This window comes from Paludibacterium sp. (assembly GCF_019232825.1).
In the GTDB taxonomy this organism is placed as follows: domain Bacteria; phylum Pseudomonadota; class Gammaproteobacteria; order Burkholderiales; family Chromobacteriaceae; genus Paludibacterium.
The window spans coordinates 58,463-76,533 of record NZ_JAFAND010000045.1 but is presented as its reverse complement, the minus strand read 5'-3'; the positions used below and the strand labels follow the sequence as shown (position 1 = coordinate 76,533).

17 protein-coding genes are annotated in these 18,071 nt (G+C 62.2%); 10 read left to right on the top strand and 7 right to left on the bottom strand.

What is annotated here, in order from left to right; translation table 11 throughout:
* Window positions 1–877: 877 nt before the first annotated feature.
* Both JOZ06_RS05690 and JOZ06_RS05685 read left to right on the top strand, forming a co-directional pair.
* A complete protein-coding gene (locus tag JOZ06_RS05690; RefSeq protein ID WP_293229817.1) occupies window positions 878–1,135 on the top strand; it encodes a hypothetical protein in 258 nt (85 codons plus the stop codon).
* 181 nt (window positions 1,136–1,316) lie between these two features.
* On the top strand, window positions 1,317–1,625 hold the full coding sequence (locus JOZ06_RS05685) for a helix-turn-helix transcriptional regulator (RefSeq protein WP_293229814.1): 309 nt from the start codon (window positions 1,317–1,319) through the stop codon (window positions 1,623–1,625).
* Between the two features lie 62 nt (window positions 1,626–1,687).
* On the opposite strand, the gene JOZ06_RS05680 is transcribed toward JOZ06_RS05685, so the two are convergent.
* Window positions 1,688–3,031 (bottom strand): MATE family efflux transporter, encoded by a 1,344-nt coding sequence (locus tag JOZ06_RS05680; protein WP_293229811.1) that lies wholly within the window; start codon window positions 3,029–3,031, stop codon window positions 1,688–1,690.
* Window positions 3,028–3,330, bottom strand: coding sequence for a DUF2288 domain-containing protein (locus JOZ06_RS05675; protein ID WP_293229808.1), 303 nt, complete (start codon window positions 3,328–3,330; stop codon window positions 3,028–3,030). The genes JOZ06_RS05680 and JOZ06_RS05675 overlap by 4 nt, the downstream gene beginning before the upstream one ends.
* 185 nt (window positions 3,331–3,515) lie before the next feature.
* Between JOZ06_RS05675 and JOZ06_RS05670 the strand changes: the two genes are divergently transcribed.
* The 7 genes from JOZ06_RS05670 (at window position 3,516) to JOZ06_RS05640 (ending at window position 11,764) form a co-directional block, all read left to right on the top strand.
* A complete protein-coding gene (locus JOZ06_RS05670) occupies window positions 3,516–3,773 on the top strand; it encodes a YtcA family lipoprotein (protein WP_293229805.1) in 258 nt (85 codons plus the stop codon).
* Between the two features lie 20 nt (window positions 3,774–3,793).
* The gene (gene mdtN, locus JOZ06_RS05665; protein ID WP_293229802.1) at window positions 3,794–4,834 is read left to right on the top strand and encodes a multidrug transporter subunit MdtN; all 1,041 of its coding nucleotides are present in this window, start codon (window positions 3,794–3,796) and stop codon (window positions 4,832–4,834) included.
* 9 nt (window positions 4,835–4,843) lie between these two features.
* Entirely contained in the window at window positions 4,844–6,901 is a 2,058-nt protein-coding gene (locus tag JOZ06_RS05660) for an FUSC family protein (RefSeq protein WP_293229800.1), read from the top strand.
* Window positions 6,894–8,354 carry an MdtP family multidrug efflux transporter outer membrane subunit gene (locus tag JOZ06_RS05655; RefSeq protein ID WP_293229797.1) on the top strand — a complete coding sequence of 487 codons (1,461 nt, stop codon included), beginning with the start codon at window positions 6,894–6,896 and terminating at the stop codon, window positions 8,352–8,354. Before JOZ06_RS05660 ends, JOZ06_RS05655 begins: the two co-directional genes overlap by 8 nt.
* A 48-nt stretch (window positions 8,355–8,402) precedes the next feature.
* A complete protein-coding gene (locus JOZ06_RS05650; protein WP_293229795.1) occupies window positions 8,403–9,101 on the top strand; it encodes a glutathione S-transferase N-terminal domain-containing protein in 699 nt (232 codons plus the stop codon).
* 59 nt (window positions 9,102–9,160) lie between these two features.
* Window positions 9,161–9,517, top strand: coding sequence for a hypothetical protein (locus tag JOZ06_RS05645; protein WP_293229792.1), 357 nt, complete (start codon window positions 9,161–9,163; stop codon window positions 9,515–9,517).
* A 108-nt stretch (window positions 9,518–9,625) separates the two neighbouring features.
* Window positions 9,626–11,764 (top strand): hypothetical protein, encoded by a 2,139-nt coding sequence (locus tag JOZ06_RS05640; protein ID WP_293229789.1) that lies wholly within the window; start codon window positions 9,626–9,628, stop codon window positions 11,762–11,764.
* On the opposite strand, the gene JOZ06_RS05635 is transcribed toward JOZ06_RS05640, so the two are convergent.
* The 3 genes from JOZ06_RS05635 to JOZ06_RS05625 are packed head-to-tail and all read right to left on the bottom strand — an operon-like array spanning window position 11,683 to window position 13,425.
* Window positions 11,683–12,120: a hypothetical protein gene (locus JOZ06_RS05635; RefSeq protein WP_293229786.1), complete on the bottom strand. Its 438-nt coding sequence runs from the start codon at window positions 12,118–12,120 to the stop codon at window positions 11,683–11,685. The two genes, JOZ06_RS05640 and JOZ06_RS05635, sit on opposite strands and share 82 nt — an antisense overlap.
* 33 nt (window positions 12,121–12,153) lie before the next feature.
* Complete coding sequence (locus JOZ06_RS05630; RefSeq protein WP_293229784.1) at window positions 12,154–12,456, bottom strand: type II toxin-antitoxin system HicB family antitoxin; 303 nt, start codon at window positions 12,454–12,456, stop codon at window positions 12,154–12,156.
* A 57-nt stretch (window positions 12,457–12,513) separates the two neighbouring features.
* Window positions 12,514–13,425, bottom strand: coding sequence for a DMT family transporter (locus JOZ06_RS05625; protein ID WP_293229781.1), 912 nt, complete (start codon window positions 13,423–13,425; stop codon window positions 12,514–12,516).
* A 265-nt stretch (window positions 13,426–13,690) separates the two neighbouring features.
* Here JOZ06_RS05625 and JOZ06_RS05620 point away from each other — a divergent pair, with 265 nt between their 5' ends.
* Window positions 13,691–15,496, top strand: coding sequence for a methyl-accepting chemotaxis protein (locus JOZ06_RS05620; protein WP_293229778.1), 1,806 nt, complete (start codon window positions 13,691–13,693; stop codon window positions 15,494–15,496).
* Window positions 15,497–15,585: 89 nt separating this feature from the next.
* Here the strand turns inward: JOZ06_RS05620 and JOZ06_RS05615 are convergent, their stop codons facing one another.
* Window positions 15,586–16,446, bottom strand: coding sequence for an HDOD domain-containing protein (locus JOZ06_RS05615; protein ID WP_293229775.1), 861 nt, complete (start codon window positions 16,444–16,446; stop codon window positions 15,586–15,588).
* Between the two features lie 114 nt (window positions 16,447–16,560).
* Window positions 16,561–18,048, bottom strand: a complete 1,488-nt coding sequence (locus tag JOZ06_RS05610) for an amino acid permease (RefSeq protein WP_293229773.1) — start codon at window positions 18,046–18,048, stop codon at window positions 16,561–16,563.
* Between the last annotated feature and the right edge of the window lie 23 nt (window positions 18,049–18,071).

Sequence of the window (18,071 nt, the reverse complement as noted above, 5' to 3'; positions counted from 1 at the left end):
GCCAGGCCAAGAAGCGAAGCTGCAATGATTTTCTTCATTTTAAACCCTTTGATTGTCAGTTAAAGCCCAATTAGGGTATCAATGCTTTGCTGTATATGCAATGACAATATTATATGTAAAAAAAGTTTTTTGATTAATGTCATATGCAATACGGTTTGTGCGATGTGGCTATGTGCTAGTGTACGTATGCATCGTGTGATGCATAAATCAGTGCAGGAGCGAATTATCTTCGTTGTAAGTTGAGCTATTTATCGATATCGTCGTCGTAATGTGGCGATAATTTGATTTGTGGGCGTCATGTTTTCTTGGCCAATCTCGAGTGGGTCTCTGCAATTCCCTCCTCGACAGGGATATACCTATTCCCGCCCGCCACCCCGCCGGGAACTGCTGGATGGCAGTGAAAAGCACGCTGGATAAAGTGTTCTCGTGGATGTCCCTCGCTCCCGTCTGTTGGGCGGAGCAGTAAAGCAAAATAAAAGTGCGGGTGCGTTGACCGCCGTATCCCTCCCTAATCTTCTCTCTCATAAAAATTGGGCTTGATGTTCACCAAAATGGCGGGAGCGTGCGGCTATGACGGGAACGCGCATTCATCTTGGCTTTGCCGGGAGGTGGTCGGTTCCCGCGAGGTTGGTGGGCGGGAGTGAGGTATCCATGTTGCCGTTATCGCGACGCAGGCATGTGCAAACAGCATCACGATTTTGCTAGGGGTGCGATTTTCAGATTTTCCTGACAGTCACGCTATCTTGTCGAATCTGTGCTTGCTGGATAAGGTGGTTGGCGCGGCATTCACCGTGTTTTATTGAGGCGCGAGCCCGGGGCGTTGCGAGCACCCCGGACCCGCTGACCACACCCACTCTTAAGCTAGGAGCGAATGAGTATGGCTACTCAAGATGGTAAGGCAGTTCACGTCGTTTCTCCAACCCAGCGTTTCCGCCAAGAGCAGTTACTTTCCTTGATCTCGGTGTTGTGCAACCCACGCGAGCAGCGTCGCAATCCGGACGTTTGCCGCTTGGTGGTCGATAGCCGTTTGGCGTGGCGCGCTGCGCCGATCGACGCCAACACCTCATGGCTGTATCTGCCGGTGGCGGCACGGGCGCGGGAGGTGGCTGGCTGCCTGGTTCTCACCGCTGATTAAGCACTAACCGGAGGCGGGGCCCGTTGGGGCCCCGGGCCGGCGATCAAGCAAAATAAATGCAATTTATTGGTTGTTAAGTCCGGTTTTCTTGGATAAGCCACATTAATTGTGGCGTTATTTGTAGTTGGCAGTGCCGTGCGTTGCTGCGCGAACGCACGCTACGCGTGGGCCTAGACACAGTATGGATTTAAGCCTCAGCAAGCCGAGTGAAATCGTCAAACTGCTCTGCGAGCGTTTGCGCAAAGAGCGGCTAGCGCAACAGATGACGCAAGCCGAGGTGGCTGCGCGTGCCGGCATTGGCGTCAACACTGTGTCCAACTTGGAGTCTGGCCGCAATGTAGCCTTTGACAGCCTGGTCCGCGTGGCGATGGTCCTTGGGCGTCAGCAAGATTTTGAGATGTTATTCAAGCCGAAGCTGAACAGCTTGGACGACATGCTTCGTTACGAAAATAGCGCCAGCCGTCAGCGCATCCGTACGCGCCGCGTTTAACGCAGCTTGCACCCCGCCGTAGCATGCGTTCGCGCAGCAACGCACTGAGAACGTGCATTGCCTTACACGCTGATCGGCCGAATCTCCGCCGTAATGTGCGGCAGCAGCAGCCCCAGCGCCACGCCGCGCGTGGCCATGAAGATCAGTAGCGCCAGCCACAGGCCGTGGTTGCCGAACGGGCCGACCAGCGCCCACGAGGCGGCGAGAAACACCGCCAGCGAGACCGCCATCGTCCGCATCAGGTCGCGCGTGCGCGTCGCGCCGATGAACACCCCGTCGAGCAGGAATCCCCACACTGAAACCAGCGGCAGCGCCGCCACCCAGGGCAGGTAGGTCTGTGCGGCCGTGCGCACCGTAACTTGGTCGGTGAGCCGGTCGATGATCCAAGTACCGGCGCTGCCGTAGACCAAGGCAAAGCCGAGCGCGCCCAGCGCCGACCAGATCAAATTCACTTTCACCGATTGGCGGAACGCGTCGCGGTCGCGGCTGCCGATGGCCGCGCCGACCAGCGCCTCGGCGGCGTGGGCGAAGCCATCGAGGCCGTAGGCCATGAAGGTTTGGAAATTAAGCAGCAGTGCGTTGGCGGCCAGGATGGCATCGCCTTGGCGCGCGCCGACGTGGGCGAACCAGCCGAACACGCCTAGCAGGCACATCGTGCGCAGAAAGATATCGCGGTTGATGGCGATGAGCCGCTTGAGCGCCGCCGGTTCGGCGAGCGCCGGCCAGGCGAGCGGCGCGAGTCCGCGCGGGCGCAGACGCCACAACACCGCCGCCCCGAAGACGAAACCGGCCACGTCGGCGGTCGCGGTGGCCGCGCCGATGCCGGCGATGCCCCAGCCGAAACCGTAAACATAGGCGAACACGGCCAACAGGTTGACGGCGTTGATCAGCAGCTGGGCGGCCAGCGCGATGCGCATGCGTTGCAGGCCGAGCAGCGTGCCGAGCACGACGTAGTTCGCCAGCGCGAACGGCGCCGAGACGATGCGCGCGTGGCTATAAAGGCGCGCGTTGCCCTGTACCGCGTCGCTGCCGCCGATGAGGGCGAGCGCATGGCCGATCAACGGCGTCCGCACGGCAAGGACCAGGATGCCGATGACGAAAGCCAACAGCAGCGCGCGCACGACATTGGCGCGCAGGGCGTCGTGGTCGCGGGCGCCGAACGCCTGCGCGACGAGCCCGGTGGTGCCCATGCGCAGGAAGCCGAAGCCCCAGAACACGAAATTGAAAAACAGGCCGCCGAGCGCCACGCCGCCCAAATCGGCGGTGCTGCCCAGGTGGCCGGCGACGGCGGTGTCGACGGCGCCGAGAATCGGTTGGGTAAGGTTGGCGAGCACGACGGGAAACGCCAGCATCAGCACGCGCCGATGCCAGCCGCCCTGTGCCGGCAGCGCCGAGTCGGCGCTCAAGCGCGTTCCTGCACGCACACCCAGGGCGATACCACCACGGCCCACAGCGCCGGTTGGCGTACCGCTAGATCGGCGGCGGTGTCGGCCGGCAGCAGCGCGACGGCGCCGGAGGATAGCCAGGCCGTCACGTGCGGCTTGTCGTCGTTGGCGATGGCCTCGGCGACGCCGACGAGATCGAGCGATGGAGCCACCCACAGTAGCTTGCCCTGGGCGAAAAAGCGTTCAAGCGCCGGCCATTCGATTTGGGCGGTTTCGCCGAGCAGTTTGGCGTAGAGCGGGCTAGCGGTATCGGTCGTCATGGTTGTGCGGTCGTGGAGTGATCGCAGCATTGTACAAAAACATCGCTGCCTGGACAGCGGCATATTTTCTCGCCCGATGTTTATTGTTGACCTAAATTGATATGACATGCGCCTGTTGTGAGGGGCTGATCCTCTCGGCACGCCTGTTTCCTAACCATAAATACGTTCCCTCATAAGGAATGCATATGAAGGCCATCGGGGTTGCCGCGGTATTGGCCCTATTGATGTCGGGGTGCGCCAATGCGCCATCCATCAATGTGCTCGGGGCCTACTTCCCCGATTGGTTGTTCTGCATCGTCGCCGGCGTGCTGCTGGCGATCGTCGTCTACCGTATCCTGCAACACCGTCAGCGTGGCACGCTGCTTGGGCCGCCGGTGGTGGTTTATCCATCGCTGGTCACCTTGTTCTCTCTCGTCTTCTGGCTGGCTATTTTTCAACATTGAATCTCCGCGGGGGAGAAAGCATGGCGGCGATTGACGGTAAGCCCTCGAAGAAAAAATGGCCGGCGGCGGTCTTGCTGTTGCTCACGCTGGCGGTGCTGCTCTACGTGATCGATGTGTGGGATAGCGCGCCGCGCACCGATGACGCCTACGCGTACGCGGATACGATCGACGTGGTGCCGGAGGTCAACGGCCGTATCGTCGAGCTCGCCGTGCACGACAACCAGCCGGTGAAGCAGGGCGACTTGCTGTTCCGCATCGATCCGCGGCCGTACCGGGATGCGCTGGCGCGCGGCAAGGCGACGTTGGCGGCGCTCGACAAGCAGATCATGCTGACCCAGCGCACGGTCAACGCGCAGCAGTTCAACGCCCAATCGGCGGGTGCCGCGGTCGAGCGCGCCAAGGCGGCGGCCGGACAGGCGGAGGATACGCTGCGGCGCATGCAGCCGCTGCTGGCGGATGGCTACGTGTCGGCCGAGGACGTCGACCATGCCCGCACGGCGCAGCGGGCTACCCAGGCCGAACTCAGCGCCGCGCAATCGCAGGCGCAGCAGGCCGCCGCAGCGGTCAGCGGCGTGGATGCGCTGGTCGCGCAGCGCGCGGTGGTCGAGGCGGAAATCGCCTTGGCCGAGCTGAATCTCGAATATGCCACCGTGCGCGCGCCGTTCGACGGTCGCGTCGTGTCGCTCAAGACCACTACCGGCCAATTCGCCTCGGCGCTCAAGCCGGTGTTTACCTTGATCGATACGCGTCATTGGTACGTGGTGGCGAACTTCCGCGAAACCGAATTGAAGCAGATGCGCCCCGGAACGCCGGCTACGGTCTACTTGATGAGCGATCCGAGCCGGCGTTTCCATGGCACCGTCGATTCGATCAGTTACGGCGTGCTGCCGGAGGAGGGCGGCCTGGCGTTGCCCGGCGGACTGCCGCACGTGCAGCGCACCATCAATTGGGTGCACGTGTCGCAGCGTTTCCCGGTCAAGATCCGCGTCGAGGAACCCGATCCGGGGCTGTTCCGCATCGGCGCGTCGGCGGTGGCCTTGCTGCACCCGCGGGACGCCTGAGGCGGCCGTATGAACGCGCGCGATTATTTGCCGGATAGTGTGTGCGATGCCGCCCTGTTCTTGCGGGCGCAGCTGGCGCCGTTTCCCGGCCGCGGCAACGTCATGCTGCGCTGCGTGTTGACCAGCGCCATCGTCATCGTCATCTCGATGACGCTGCAGGTGCCGTCGTTGGCGTTGTCCTTGCTGGTGGTGTTTTACGTGACCCAGGCGAACGTGGTGATGACACGGCTGGTCGGCATGCTGTTCATCGTCGGTTCGACACTGGCCATCGGCAGCTCGATCGTGCTGCTGAAATTCACTTTCGATTACCCGCTGCTGCGCATCGTTATCGCCAGCGTACTGTTCTTCGCCAGCGTCTACCTGATGCGGGTACTGAAGCTCGGCACGGTATTCTTTATCGTCGCCATCGTCATCATCTACGTGCAAACCTTCGTCGATCGCACCGATCAGGCGGAGGTCCTGGTGCGCGCGGTGTTGTGGGTGTGGGTGGCCGTCAATTATCCGATTGCGCTGACGCTGCTGATCAACACCTTGCTGTTGCCGCTGGAGCCGCAGCAGCAGCTGCGGGCGGAGATCCACCGGCAACTGGCCGCTGTCGACGATGCCTTGACCGGGGTGATCGAGGGACGCCCGGCGTCCGCGCCGGTGTCGCACCAGGCGGTGCAGCAAGGCGCGCTCGCGCTGCAAAAGCTGCTCAAGTTCGCCGCGATGCGCGATGCCCGCTATCGCGCCGAGCCGGCGAGGCGGCTGGCCTGTATCGCCACCGTGTCGCGGCTGTTTCGGGCGGCCGGGGCATTGCCCGCCGCGCTGCCGCAGCCGACACCGGTGCAGCAAGACATCCTGCGTACATTGCGCGCTCATTGCCGCGCGTTGGATGACGCCATCGCCGCAGACCGGCCGTATCGTATGACGCCCAGTCTGGACCCGGTGCAATACCAGGCTTTGATGGCAGAGCCGGTGTTGGTTGAACTCGGGCGGGCGCTGAAGGCCTACGGTGATCTGGATGCGCGGCAGGACGGCCAGGCCGGCAAGGCGGGCAGCGAGTCCCTGGTCGCGCCGGATGCTTTCACCAACCCGGCGTACGCGCGCTTCTCGCTCAAAACCCTGCTGGCGGTGCTGCTCTGTTACGTGTTCTACACGTCAGTCGATTGGCAGGGGATCCACACCATCATGCTGACCTGCGTGATCGTCGCTTTGCCGAGTCTCGGCGCGTCGACCCAGCGCGCCTTGCTGCGTGTCGGCGGCGCCTTGGCCGGCAGTGGCTTGGCGCTGTTCATGGTGGTGTTCGTGATTCCCCATCTGGAGAGCATTGTCGGCCTGTTGGCGATGACCTTGCCGGTCGTTGCCCTTGGGGGCTGGATTGCCGCCGGTTCGGAGCGGATCGGCTATGCCGGCACCCAACTGCTGTTTACTTTCTCTTTGGCGTTGCTCGATCAATTCGGCCCGACCAGCGACCTGACCGAGATCCGTGACCGTATGGTGGGTATTCTGTTGGGGGTCGCCATCGCCACCTTCGTGCAAATGGCGTTTTGGCGCGAAGGCGAGAGCGAGGCGCTGCGGCAAAAACTGGTGGCGGCGCTGCGCGCGGTCAGTGCATTGTTGCGCCCGCCGCCGGCGGGCGGGGCGCCCGAGCCGCTGCCGTATGCGCAGCAGCAACTGCAGGCTTGGGCGACGCTGGCCGAGTGCGAAGCCACGTTGGCGCGCGTCATGCTCGAACCGGGCTGGCAGGAGGGCGAGCAAACGCAGTGGGCATTGCGTGCGCAGACGGTGCTCGACCAGGGGCGTGAGATCATGTTGGCGGGCAATGCGTTACACAACGCGCAGCAGAGCGATGCGGCGCGCGCCATCCTGGCGGACGCCGCGGCCGGCTTGGGGCGCTATGCCGACCAACTGGCGCACAATCCGCCCCTTGCGCGCACGCCGCGGGACCTGGGCATGACAGCGCCGGTGGAGACGGGCGCCGATGCTTCGCTGTTGGCCGGCATGCGCGATCTGATCACTCATCTGTCGGGCCTGCCGGACTGGCACACGCCGCAGCCCTTGTACGAATCTGCCGATCATGACTAAACCGAAGCCGTTACGTTTGCCGTTCCTCTCCGGGCTACTGCTCCTGCTGAGCGGTTGCGCGTTGATCCATGCCGATAGTCCGCCGTCGGCGTTGTTGCCGCCGGCGCAAATCCGTCTGGCCGACGACATTCATCTGGCGCGGGAAGGTTGGCCCGACGCGCGCTGGTGGGCACGCTATGGCGACCCGCAACTGGATGCATTGATCGCGCGCGCGCTGGCTGAAGCGCCCACTATGGCCATCGCCCGCGCACGGGTGGCGCAGGCGAAGGCGGATGTCGGGCTGGTCCGGTCCGGCACGGGGCTGCAGGCGGCCGCGCTGGCATTGCTTAATCGCGAGCACGTGTCGGCGCATGGTTTTCTTGGGCCGTTCGCGTTGAGCGAGCCGGCGCTGGGGATTGACGGGCCATGGTATACCGAAGGCACTGTCGGTCTCGGCGCCAGTCTCGACCTCGATCTGTGGGGAAAGCAGCGAGATCTGATCGCCGCGTCGCTGGGGGTGCGCAATGCCCGGCTGGCCGAGTCGTCGGCGGTCGAGTTGGAGTTGTCCGCCGATGTGGCGCAGTTGTATTACGGCATCCAGACGACCTATCAATTGCTGGGTCTGTTGACGCAATTGCGCCAAGTGACGGACTTCGCGCTGGCGGCACACGAGGCCCGCGCGGCTACTGGCCTGGCGTCGCAAAACGAGGTCAAGCTGGCGCAAGCGCGGCAATGGGCGGTGGCGCGGCAAATCGTCGTGGCGCAAGGTCTGGTCAAGCAGCTGCGCGAATCGTTGCGGGCACTGATCGGCGCCGGCCCGGACGATCTGGCCGATATCCAGCCGATGCCGCTGCCGTCCGCGCAGGCGTCTTTGCCGGCGGCGCTGTCCTACGAGCTGCTGGCGCGCCGCCCCGATTTGCAGGCGTTGCGCTGGTATGTGCAGGCCTCGCTCGACCAGGTCGATGCCGCCAAGGCCGCGTTCTACCCCAGCTTCGATATCAAGGCGTTCTTTGGTTACGATGCCTTGCACCTCACCGACTTGTTCGACCACGCGAGTCAACAGATCAATCTGATCCCCGGCCTCAGTCTGCCGATCTTCGACGGCGGGCGTCTCAACGCCAATTTGGGCGCGGCCCGCAGCGCCAGCAATGCGCTGATCGCCCAATACAACCAGGCGGTGCTCAATGCCGTGCGCGATGTGGCGCAGGCCGGCAGCCGCTTGCAGGATCTCCAGGCGGAGGAGCAGCTGCAGACGCAGCAGGTGGCGGCGATGTCGTTCGTGCACGATAGTGCCGAAGCGCACTATCGACGTGGCCTGGCCAGCCGTCTGACGACGATGGAAACGCGCCAGCCGCTGATTGCCGAGCAAGTGGCGTTACTGAGCATCGAAGGGCAGCGCATCAGCGATGAAATTGCGCTGGCCAAGGCGCTTGGCGGCGGTTACCACGCGGGGGTGACCAATCTGGGGCCATAATGGGTGATGTGTGACGAAGCGCCTATCTTGTCCTAAAGGAATCTCATCATGATCGAGCTTTATTACTGGACCACGCCCAATGGCCACAAAATCACCATCTTTCTTGAAGAGACCGGGCTGCCGTACCAGATCCGTCCGGTGAACATCGGTACCGGCGAGCAATTCAAACCCGAATTCTTGGCCATTGCGCCCAACAACCGCATCCCAGCCATTGTCGATACCGCGCCGGCCGATGGCGGCGGGCCGCTGAGCTTGTTCGAGTCGGGCGCGATCCTGGAATATCTGGCCGACAAGACCGGGCGTTTCCTGCCGCCAACCCTGCGCGGCCGCGCCGAAACGCTGCAGTGGCTGTATTGGCAGATGGGCGGGCTGGGGCCGATGGCCGGGCAAAACCACCACTTCTCCCAATACGCGCCGGAGAAGCTGCCTTACGCCATCGACCGCTATGTGCGCGAAACCGGCCGGCTCTACGGCGTGCTCAATACGCGGCTGGCCGACCGTGAATACATTGCCGGCGATTATTCCATCGCCGACATGGCCTGCTACCCGTGGATCGTGCCTTATCAACGCCAGCAGCAGAACCTCGACGATTTCCCGCATCTCAAGCGCTGGTTCGAGCAAGTAGGGGCGCGCCCGGCAGTGCAGCGCGCCTATGCGCTGGCTGAGCAGATCAATACCGCGCCGACCGTCAACGAGCAATCGCGCAGCGTGCTGTTCGGCCAAGGGCCCGCCACCGGCAAGCGATGACGGGCGGCGTCATACGCATTCGCTCATTTTTATATGGCCGTTTTTTTAGAAAGCTAACGATGCAGAAATCCCCTTATTGGCTTGATGCGCCGGAGGATCACGATTACCCGGCGGCAGAATCGTATTTGTCGTTGCTGATGGCGGAGCAAGACGCCCAGGCGCTGGTCGCCAAGCTGCAGGCGGCGCCGATGACCGCTTTCAAAGCCAAGGACATCTTGCGCGCGTCCTGCCTGCCGCATTTGGGCGAAGAGAACCGCCACGTGGCCAAGAATCTGCAGAAGATGCAAACCGGCAAGCGTTTGTCGCCGGTGCTGCTGGCGCGCGGCCAGAAGCTGGTGATCGCCGACGGCTACCACCGCTGCTGCGCGGTGTACCTGTTGGACGAGGATGCCGAGATTCCCTGCAAGATCGTCTGATTCTTTGGGCCGTTAAGTAGGATAAGGCGCCGCCTCGCCAACTCCACTGTCCTCCTGCAGTCTCATCGTGCGATTGCTTCAACGCGATTGACCCGATTGAGAGGATGCATGATGAGCCTTTGGACGCGGATTTCACGGCTAGCCGGCGCCTTGCTGTTCGGCGCCGCGATGCCCCTTGCGCACGCTTCAACCCCGGCGGGCGTGTTGGATTTATTGGGCATTACCCCTTCGGCCGAATCGGTCGACTATGTCACCCATAAAAAGCAGTACCAGTTGCAGACGCTGCTGACCGAGCAGTCTCACCCGGCCACGCGCGATCTCAGCACGCAAATCGCGGCGGATACGTTGCAGGGTGTGAACGCGCTGCTGTCGGTCGATCTGGACGTTTCGCACGCGTTGCAGCGTATCGTGCGCAACCCCGACCAGATGCAAACGCTGCAGAACGCCTCGCGCGCTATGGAGAACGCTTTGGCCAGCGGCAAAAAAATCTATCTCTACGGCACCGGCGCCAGCGGCCGGGTGGCGTTGCAGGTGGAGTCGGCGCTGTGGCGGCCGTTTTGGCAGCGTGCCCGCGCCACCGCCGGCGGCCAAAAGATTCTGAGCCAGTTTCCCGATATCGATGGCGCCGTCGTCGGCGACATCACCGGCGGCGACCGGGCCTTGGTCAGCTCGCTGCCGAGCTTCGAGGATCTGCCGCTGATCGGCCGGCTGCAATGGCAGCAACGCGCGATTCGGTCGGGAGACGTGGCCTTGGCGATCACCGAGGGTGGTGAAACGCCAGCGGTGATCGGCGCTATCCGCGCAGCGGCGGACAGTGTGTCCCTCTCGGGCGTCCATGACCGTTTATTCCTCTACAACAATCCTAATCACGTATTGCTGCCGCTCGACCGCAGCCGCCAAGTGCTGCGCGATGCGCGCATCGACAAGATCAACCTGACCACCGGGCCCCAGGCCATCATGGGCTCGACGCGCATGCAGGCCGCCACCATCGAGCTCTACGTGGTCGGTGTGCTGCTCGAGGATGCCTTGCAGCGCTTTCTTGCCGCACGTTTGGCCAGCGAAGAGCGGGCTTCGCTCGGTTTCAGCGGCGCCCTCGATTTAAAGCAGCGGCTGTTGCGCTTTGTGGCGGTTCGGCGCTCGGTGGCGCGCGCGGCGCGGCAACTCGCGCGATGGAGCGAACGCGAGGCGCAAACCTACGCGGCAGGGCGCTTTAGCAGCTACTTTGCCGCTCAGGCGCTGCTGCCGGTATTCACGGATCTCACCGAACGCACGCCGACCTTCCACCTCGATCCGCTCGACAGCGTCGATCTCCGCGCCAGAAAATCCTGGGCCCAGGTCTGGACGCCGGTCGACACGCCGCAGCAAGCCTGGCGCGCCTTGTTGCAGCGACCGTTTCATGGGCTCGACAGCGCGTATTTCCAGGCCGCTTTCAGCCAAGGCATCGATGATCCGGTACAGCGGCAAACGGCGCTGGCCAGCTTGAAGCAGGCGGGGGACGATCAGCAATATCGCTATGACTTTTCATTTTCTCAACGCAACGTCGAGCGGGCTGGCCCCAACCCGGGTGATTTGGGCGTGCTGGTGTTGCTTGCCGACGAATCGCCCTCCGAGCACCGCTTCGAGCGTTGGCTAAAGCTGTTCGCGCAATCGAAGGCCCATCTGCAGATCGTGTCGGTTTCACCCAATTCGGCGCCATCCTTTCCCGGCGCGCAAGCGGTGCACGTCCATATTGCGGAAAGCGACCCGCTGCGGCTCAACCAGCAAATCGCACTGAAAATGCTGATCAATGTCCACTCGAGCGCGGTGATGGCCAAGCTGGGCCGCGTGGTCGGCAATAGCATGACCGATGTCGTGCCGGGAAATTGGAAGCTGATCGGCCGCGCCACCGCCCTGATCATGCTGCACGTCAATCATGTGCTGCAGAGCCCCGCGTGGATCGCGCGCCATGGCCGGGGGCGGCCCATCAGCTATGCCGAGGCCAACGCCGTGTTATTCGACGCGATGAGCCACGCCCAAGGCGCGCAGGCTTCTGAAGTGGCGCGCTCGATCGTGCGCATCGTCGAGAGCCTGAAGCGCCAGCGCGGCGTCTCCTGGGTCGAGGTCAACGGCATGTTGAAAGACACGCGCCTGGGCGACTACCTGGCGCCGTATCGCCAAGCGGCGAATCAATCGCCGAGCGGAATCAGTCGCGGCATGCGGTCGTGGATCGACGCCACGTCGCCCGCGGCCGGCTCGGTCACCACGTAGACCACCGCCTCCGGCTGGCCGGGCAGCAGGGCGCGTTGTTGCGGCGAAAGCCGCACCAGCGCGCCCTGAATCGCCAGCCGCGCATCGACCGGAAACCATACCGCTTGTTTGCGCGCTTCGCGCTCCATGAAGGCCGCGCAGGGAATCTTGACCGGCACCGGATCGAGCCTGCGCCATTTGCCGTCGAGCAGGCTCTCGCGCCGCGCGCAAGCGCCGGACCATAACCCTGGTACGTTGACGCCAAACGGCACGCCCCACGGCAGCCACGCCATGCTGCCGTCACGGCGCAGCACCGGCAGTTGTACGGTGTCTTTGAAGTAGAAGAATTGGCCTTCGAATTCGATGCCGGCGCACATGATGGAGATTGGCCTGTTAAGAAGGTGGAAGGGTTAGATTTCTACTTCCGCCCAAATCGCACCAGTGTACTGCGGGTCCTTCAGATGCGTTGCAATGGCGCGTTGTATGGTATCGACACTGTCTCCCCATTCAAGCAAGGTCTCTATATGACCTTGAATCGCCTCTTTGGCACTAGCCAGTGCCTCATCAATCGTTTTTCCTGCGCTGAAGCAGCCCGGCAAATCGGGGACCGTCACGCCGTAGAGGCTATTGGGGTCTTTGTGTAGCGCAACGTGAAAGCGCATCAATTCATCTCCACCAGTGTGGATCATGTCAAACCAGCTGATTTTACGCATCGACGCATACAACTCAACCCCGCGCGGTTATGTCCTATCGATTATCAAAAAAGCGCATTAGCTTTGCTGGGTATCGCTTTTGTTGGGCGTGGCGATACTACTCACCCCCAGCGCCACCGCCAATCCCGCCGCCGCGAGCCACACGCGGCCATCGTGGCGTTCGCCAAAGAGCAGCATGCCCCAGGCGATGCCAGTGATGACGGTCAGGAAGCCGGCCTGCGAGACGTAGACCGCGCCGGCGCGGCGCACGATGGCGAAATAGAGCCAAATTTCCAATACCGAGCACAAGCTGAGGGCGGCGAGCGGTGTCAGCGCCGCGAGGTCCGGCCAGTGCGCCGGCACGTTGGCCTGCTGCCACAGCAACAGCGGCAGCAGCCATACCAGGCAGGCCAGTGCTTCGCCGCCGGCTACCTGCCAGGCATCGTGCTGTGCCGGCCAGAAGCGTTCCACGATCAAGTGATAACTGGCGTAACACAGCGGCACCAGCCCGGCAGTGAGCCATGGGGCCATTGTATGAGGCGCCGCGCCGTGCAGCGCTGGCCACAGCAACAGCATCAGGCTGGCGAAGCCGAGCGCGACGCCCAGCAGGCGCCGCCGGCCTGGCGGCGTGTGGCCGGTGAGCCAGCCCAGCAACACGGTGATCAATGGCGTGCTGGCCACCAGCAGCGACAGTTGGCCCGCGCCCAATGTGCCGACGCTGAACAGCTCGCACAGCAGGGGCAACACATAGCCGGTCAGCGCGCAGGCGGAAAAAAACGCCCAGTGGGCAGCACCCGTGCCGGGCGTTTTCTGGCGGATGCGCGCGATCAGTTGCAGTAGCACGGCATTGGCGAGGCACAGACCGGTGGCGAGCCAAGCCGCGGGCAGCTGATCAAATGTCGCCGCCTTGACCAGCGAGAAGTGCGCGCCCCACAGCGTGCCGAGCGCCAGCAGCATGGTGAACGCTTGCGTATCGATCATGTCAATCATGTTTTATCTTTTTTGCATATAAGTGATGCTAGCACGATGAGTTACGCATGGCGGTTGATTGGCCGATGTAACCGTCGTGGGTCTGCGCGCTACACCTTACTTTAAACCGACTATTTCTCATTATTTGCAATAATGCTTTAAAAAATGTGGGTGGCGCGCGTTATCGTGACTTTTTAATGCACTGGTCATTTTATGAAATTTAGGTGACAATCAGGGCCTATAAAAAATTCCGCGAAAAACAGTGGAAGCGCACGGGAGACAACACATGGCTTGGTTCTGGCGGGTTTATGAGCTGATCGAGAAAACCTTTTGGAACTCTCTGGGCAGGAAACTGGCCAGTTTTTTGTTCATCAGTTTGTTTCAGCTGATGTTGACGCTCTACCTGTATTGGGACCTCGACGGCATGCGTTCGGCTTTGCGCGCCGGGCCGGTGGGCGAGGGCGCGCGGCAGACGCTGGCGGGCCAAATCGACGCGATGTTGTACTGGACCTGGGGCTTTTGGTTGTTTTGTCTGGTTTTTACCGCTATTCAGATTTGGTATTTGCGTTTCCTGATCGTGCGGCCGATCCGCATGATCATTTCCATCTTCAATGAAATCGGCGCCGGCGAAGGCGACCTGTCGCGTAACATTCCCACCATCACTTTCGACGAAATCCGCGAACTGTCGCTGTCTTATAACCGCTTCGTCACCAAGATGCGCGAGATCATCAGCCATGTGCGGCTGATGTCGGTGCGCATCGCGCTCGACTCGGCACGCACCGGCAAGAACGTGTCGGAATCGCTTGGTCTGGCCAGCGAGCAGGACCAGAGCGCGACGCGGGTGCACGAGACCAGCGACGAATCGACCCGCGGCGTCGAGCAGCTGACCACGCAGGCCCACGGCATTTCCGACACCACGCAGAACAATCTCAACTTGGCGCGCGCCTCGTACGACGAGCTCAACCTGGTGGCCGAGCGCATCGGCGTGATCAGCGAGCAGGTCAAGCACTTCAACAACACGGTCGAGGACTTGAGCCAGCGCTCCAACAGCATCAAGTCGATCGTCGATCTGATCCAGGCCATTTCCGATCAAACCAACCTGCTGGCGCTCAATGCCGCCATCGAGGCGGCGCGCGCCGGCGAGGCCGGGCGCGGCTTCGCCGTGGTGGCCGACGAAGTGCGCAAGCTGGCCGAGCGGGTCAAAACCGCGACCAACGAAATCTCCGGCAATATCGAAGGCATGATGACGCTGGTGGGCAATACCGAGGTCGAGACTGGTGAAATCAGTGCCGGTACCGCCGAAGCGAGTCAGGTGGTGGCGCGCGCGTCGCAGAACTTCCAAGTGATGATCGGCGACTTCGAACGCACCGCCGGCAGTCTGAACGAAATGGTGGGCACGCTCGATACGCTGGCCGACTCCAACCGCCAGATCAACCGCCACGTCGGCGAAATCCACACGTTGGGACAGGACGTCAAACAGCGGCTGGACCTGACCCAACGCGCCGCCGACGAACTGGCCGGCGATACCGAGCAGGTACAGGAGCTGGTGTCGCGCTTTATCGTCGGCGAGGGTCCGTTCGACACGATGGTCAATCACACCCGCGCCGCGCGCGATCAATTGCAGGCCTTGCTGACGCAGAGCCAGGCCAACGGCGTCAACGTGTTCGATCAGCGCTATCAGCCGATTGCCGGCACCAATCCGCAAAAATACGGCACCAGCTACGACAAGCAGTTGGAGCGCGCGCTGCAGACCGTCTACGATGGCTGCGCCAACAATGTGCCCGCCAGCCGTTTCTGTGTGATGGTCGACACCAACGGCTACGCGCCGACGCACATGAGCAAGGCTTCGCAGCCGATGACCGGCAACGTGGAGATGGATCTGGCCAACAGCCGCGACAAACGGCTGTTCAACGACCCGGCCGGGCTCAAGTCGGCGCGCAACACCCGGCCGTTCCTGCTGCATACCTATTGCCGCGATACCGGCGAGGTGCTATCGGAGATTTCGCTGCCGGTCTACGTCGGCGGCAAGCATTGGGGCGGGCTGCGCCTCGGCTTCGACCCGATGGCGCTGTTGCAGCAAAGCGGGCAATAAAACACGAAACGTGCATTGCCTGCGGCGAATGTACGCTACACGATTGGGGTAGCGTGCGTTCGCGAAGCAACGCACGGTCTCCTGGTGGGCTATGCCGTCAACTGATGGTGCATGTGATCGGCCCAATCCTCAAACTCGGTCTCGTCCAGACCGATCATGCCAAGCACATTGTCTTTGATATGCTCCCAGCCGGCGTCTTGATTGCCGGGCGTGAGCGTGCGCCAGACGTAGGTGGCGGCGCGGGTGATGGCCATCGCGCGGCGCGTGCTTTCGTCCAGCGGCATCTCGCTATCGAGGTCGTAGACCGCCGGATCGAATTGCAGCAGGATCGCGCTGCACAGCGTCTCCGGCATGTTCCAGGTGCGCGCGACCAGATAGCCGACCACTTCATGGCTGGTGCCGTGCAGCTCCTGTTCGATTTTCGGGATGCGATCGTCGGTGGCCAGGTCGATCAACTGTAGCGTGCGCGTGAACTTCTTGTAGCGCATCAGCATCAAGGCGATGCCGCAGGCATGGAATAGCGCGTAGGTTTGGCAATCTTCCGGCGTTTGCAGCGTTTGGTTGCACAGCGCCTTGCTGATCTGCGCGATCAGCATCGCGCGTTCCCAAAACTGCTCGATCGCCGGTGGCGCGTCGCCGGTCAGCCGGCTTCTCAGCACCAGCCCGCTGATCAGGCTGACCACGTTCTTGCTGCCGAGAATGTTGATGGCTTGGCTGACCGAGCCGATGGTGCGAGTACGGGCGATGAGCGGGCTGTTGGCGGCTTTGAGCAGCGCGGCGGACAAGGCGACGTCGGATTCGATGACTTGGCTGATTTGCTGCCAGTTGACGTTGGGGTCGTTGCGTAATTTGAGCAGGCTGTCGAGGACGGTGGGGCGGGGCGGAATAACCAGATTCTTGAGTAGTTTGTCGCGTTCCGCCGTGCTGATCAGCGCTTGATCGCTGGACATGATGAACCTCGTAAAAAGCGAGCCCGGCATCGGCCGGGTTCTCATTATTTATAGGCCGTTTCGGCCTCCCCACAAACAACTTGGGCGCCCTAGGCGCCCAAGTTCGTATTGCGTTTACTCCTGCACTTCCGCCATCAAGCGGCCGCCTTGATAGTCGATGTCCGACAGCGGCACCACGCGGGTGCGGTGCTTGAACTTATACCCCAGCCAGAACAGCACGAACAGCGGAATGCCGACATAGGTGGCGATGATGCCGTTCCAGTCGATCTTGGTGCCGGTGAACGCGGTGTAGTCCTGACCCAGCATGATCAGCATGCACAGCGTGAAGGCGAAGATCGGCCCCAACGGGAACCACAGCGCGCGGTAGGGCAGGTCCTTCAGTTCGATGCCTTGCGCCACCAGCCCCTTGCGGAAGCGGTAGTGGCAAACGGCGATGCCGAGCCAGGCGATGAAGCCGGTCATGCCCGCCGAGTTGAGCAGCCACAGGTAGACGTCGTTGTTGTTGAACAGCGAGGTCAGGAAGCACAGACCGGCGATGACCGTGGTCACGTACAGCGCGTTGCGCGGCACGCCGCTCTTGGACAGCTTGCCGAACGCCTTCGGCGCCATGCCGTTATGTGCCATGGTATAGAGCATGCGGGTCGAGGCGTACATGCCCGAATTGCCGGTGGACAGCACCGCCGACAGAATGGCGGCGTTGATCAGGCTGGCGGCGAAGGCCAGGCCGGCACGCTGGAACACCAGGGTGAACGGGCTCGCGCCGACGTCTTCCATGCCGTTCTTCAGCAGCGATGGGTCGTTGTACGGCAGGATCATGCCGACCACCAGGATGGACAGCATGTAGAACATCAGAATCCGCCAGAAGATCTGACGCACGGCGCGCGGAATGGTCGCCTTGGGATTGTCCGCTTCGCCGGCGGCCACGCCGATCAATTCGGTGCCTTGGAAGGCGAAACCGACGATCATCGACACGCTGATGAAGGCGGGAAAGCCGCCGACGAACGACGAGCCGTTCAGCGTGAAGATTTGCAAGCCGGCATGCAGGCCGTGGAATACCGGACCGGTCATGATGCCGACGATCATCAACAGGCCCAGGATGATGAAGATGATGATGGTGATCACCTTGAGCAGCGAACACCAATATTCCGCTTCACCGAAACCTTTGACCGAGAAATAGTTCAACGCGACGATGATGCCGAGGAACAGCGCGCTCCACACCCACCCCGGCGTCACTGGGAACCAGTAGTGCATGATGATGGAGGCGGCGGCCAATTCGACCGCGATCGTCACTGCCCAGCTGTACCAATAGTTCCAGCCGAGCGCAAAGCCGAAAGCCGGATCCACGAAGCTGGACCCGTAAACTTGAAAAGAACCGGAAACCGGCATGTAGGCGGCCATTTCGCCCAAACTGGTCATCAAGAAGTAGACCATCAGACCCACGACGCCGTAGGCCAACAATGCCCCGCCTGGCCCGGCCGAGGCGACCGTTGCTCCAGAGGCAAGGAACAGACCCGTGCCGATCGAGCCGCCGATGGCAATCATGGAGAGGTGGCGTGACTGGAGTTCACGCCGCAGTCCAGGCGTTTCCCGGTTTTTTTCCATATTGTTAATTCCTAGTTGTTCTC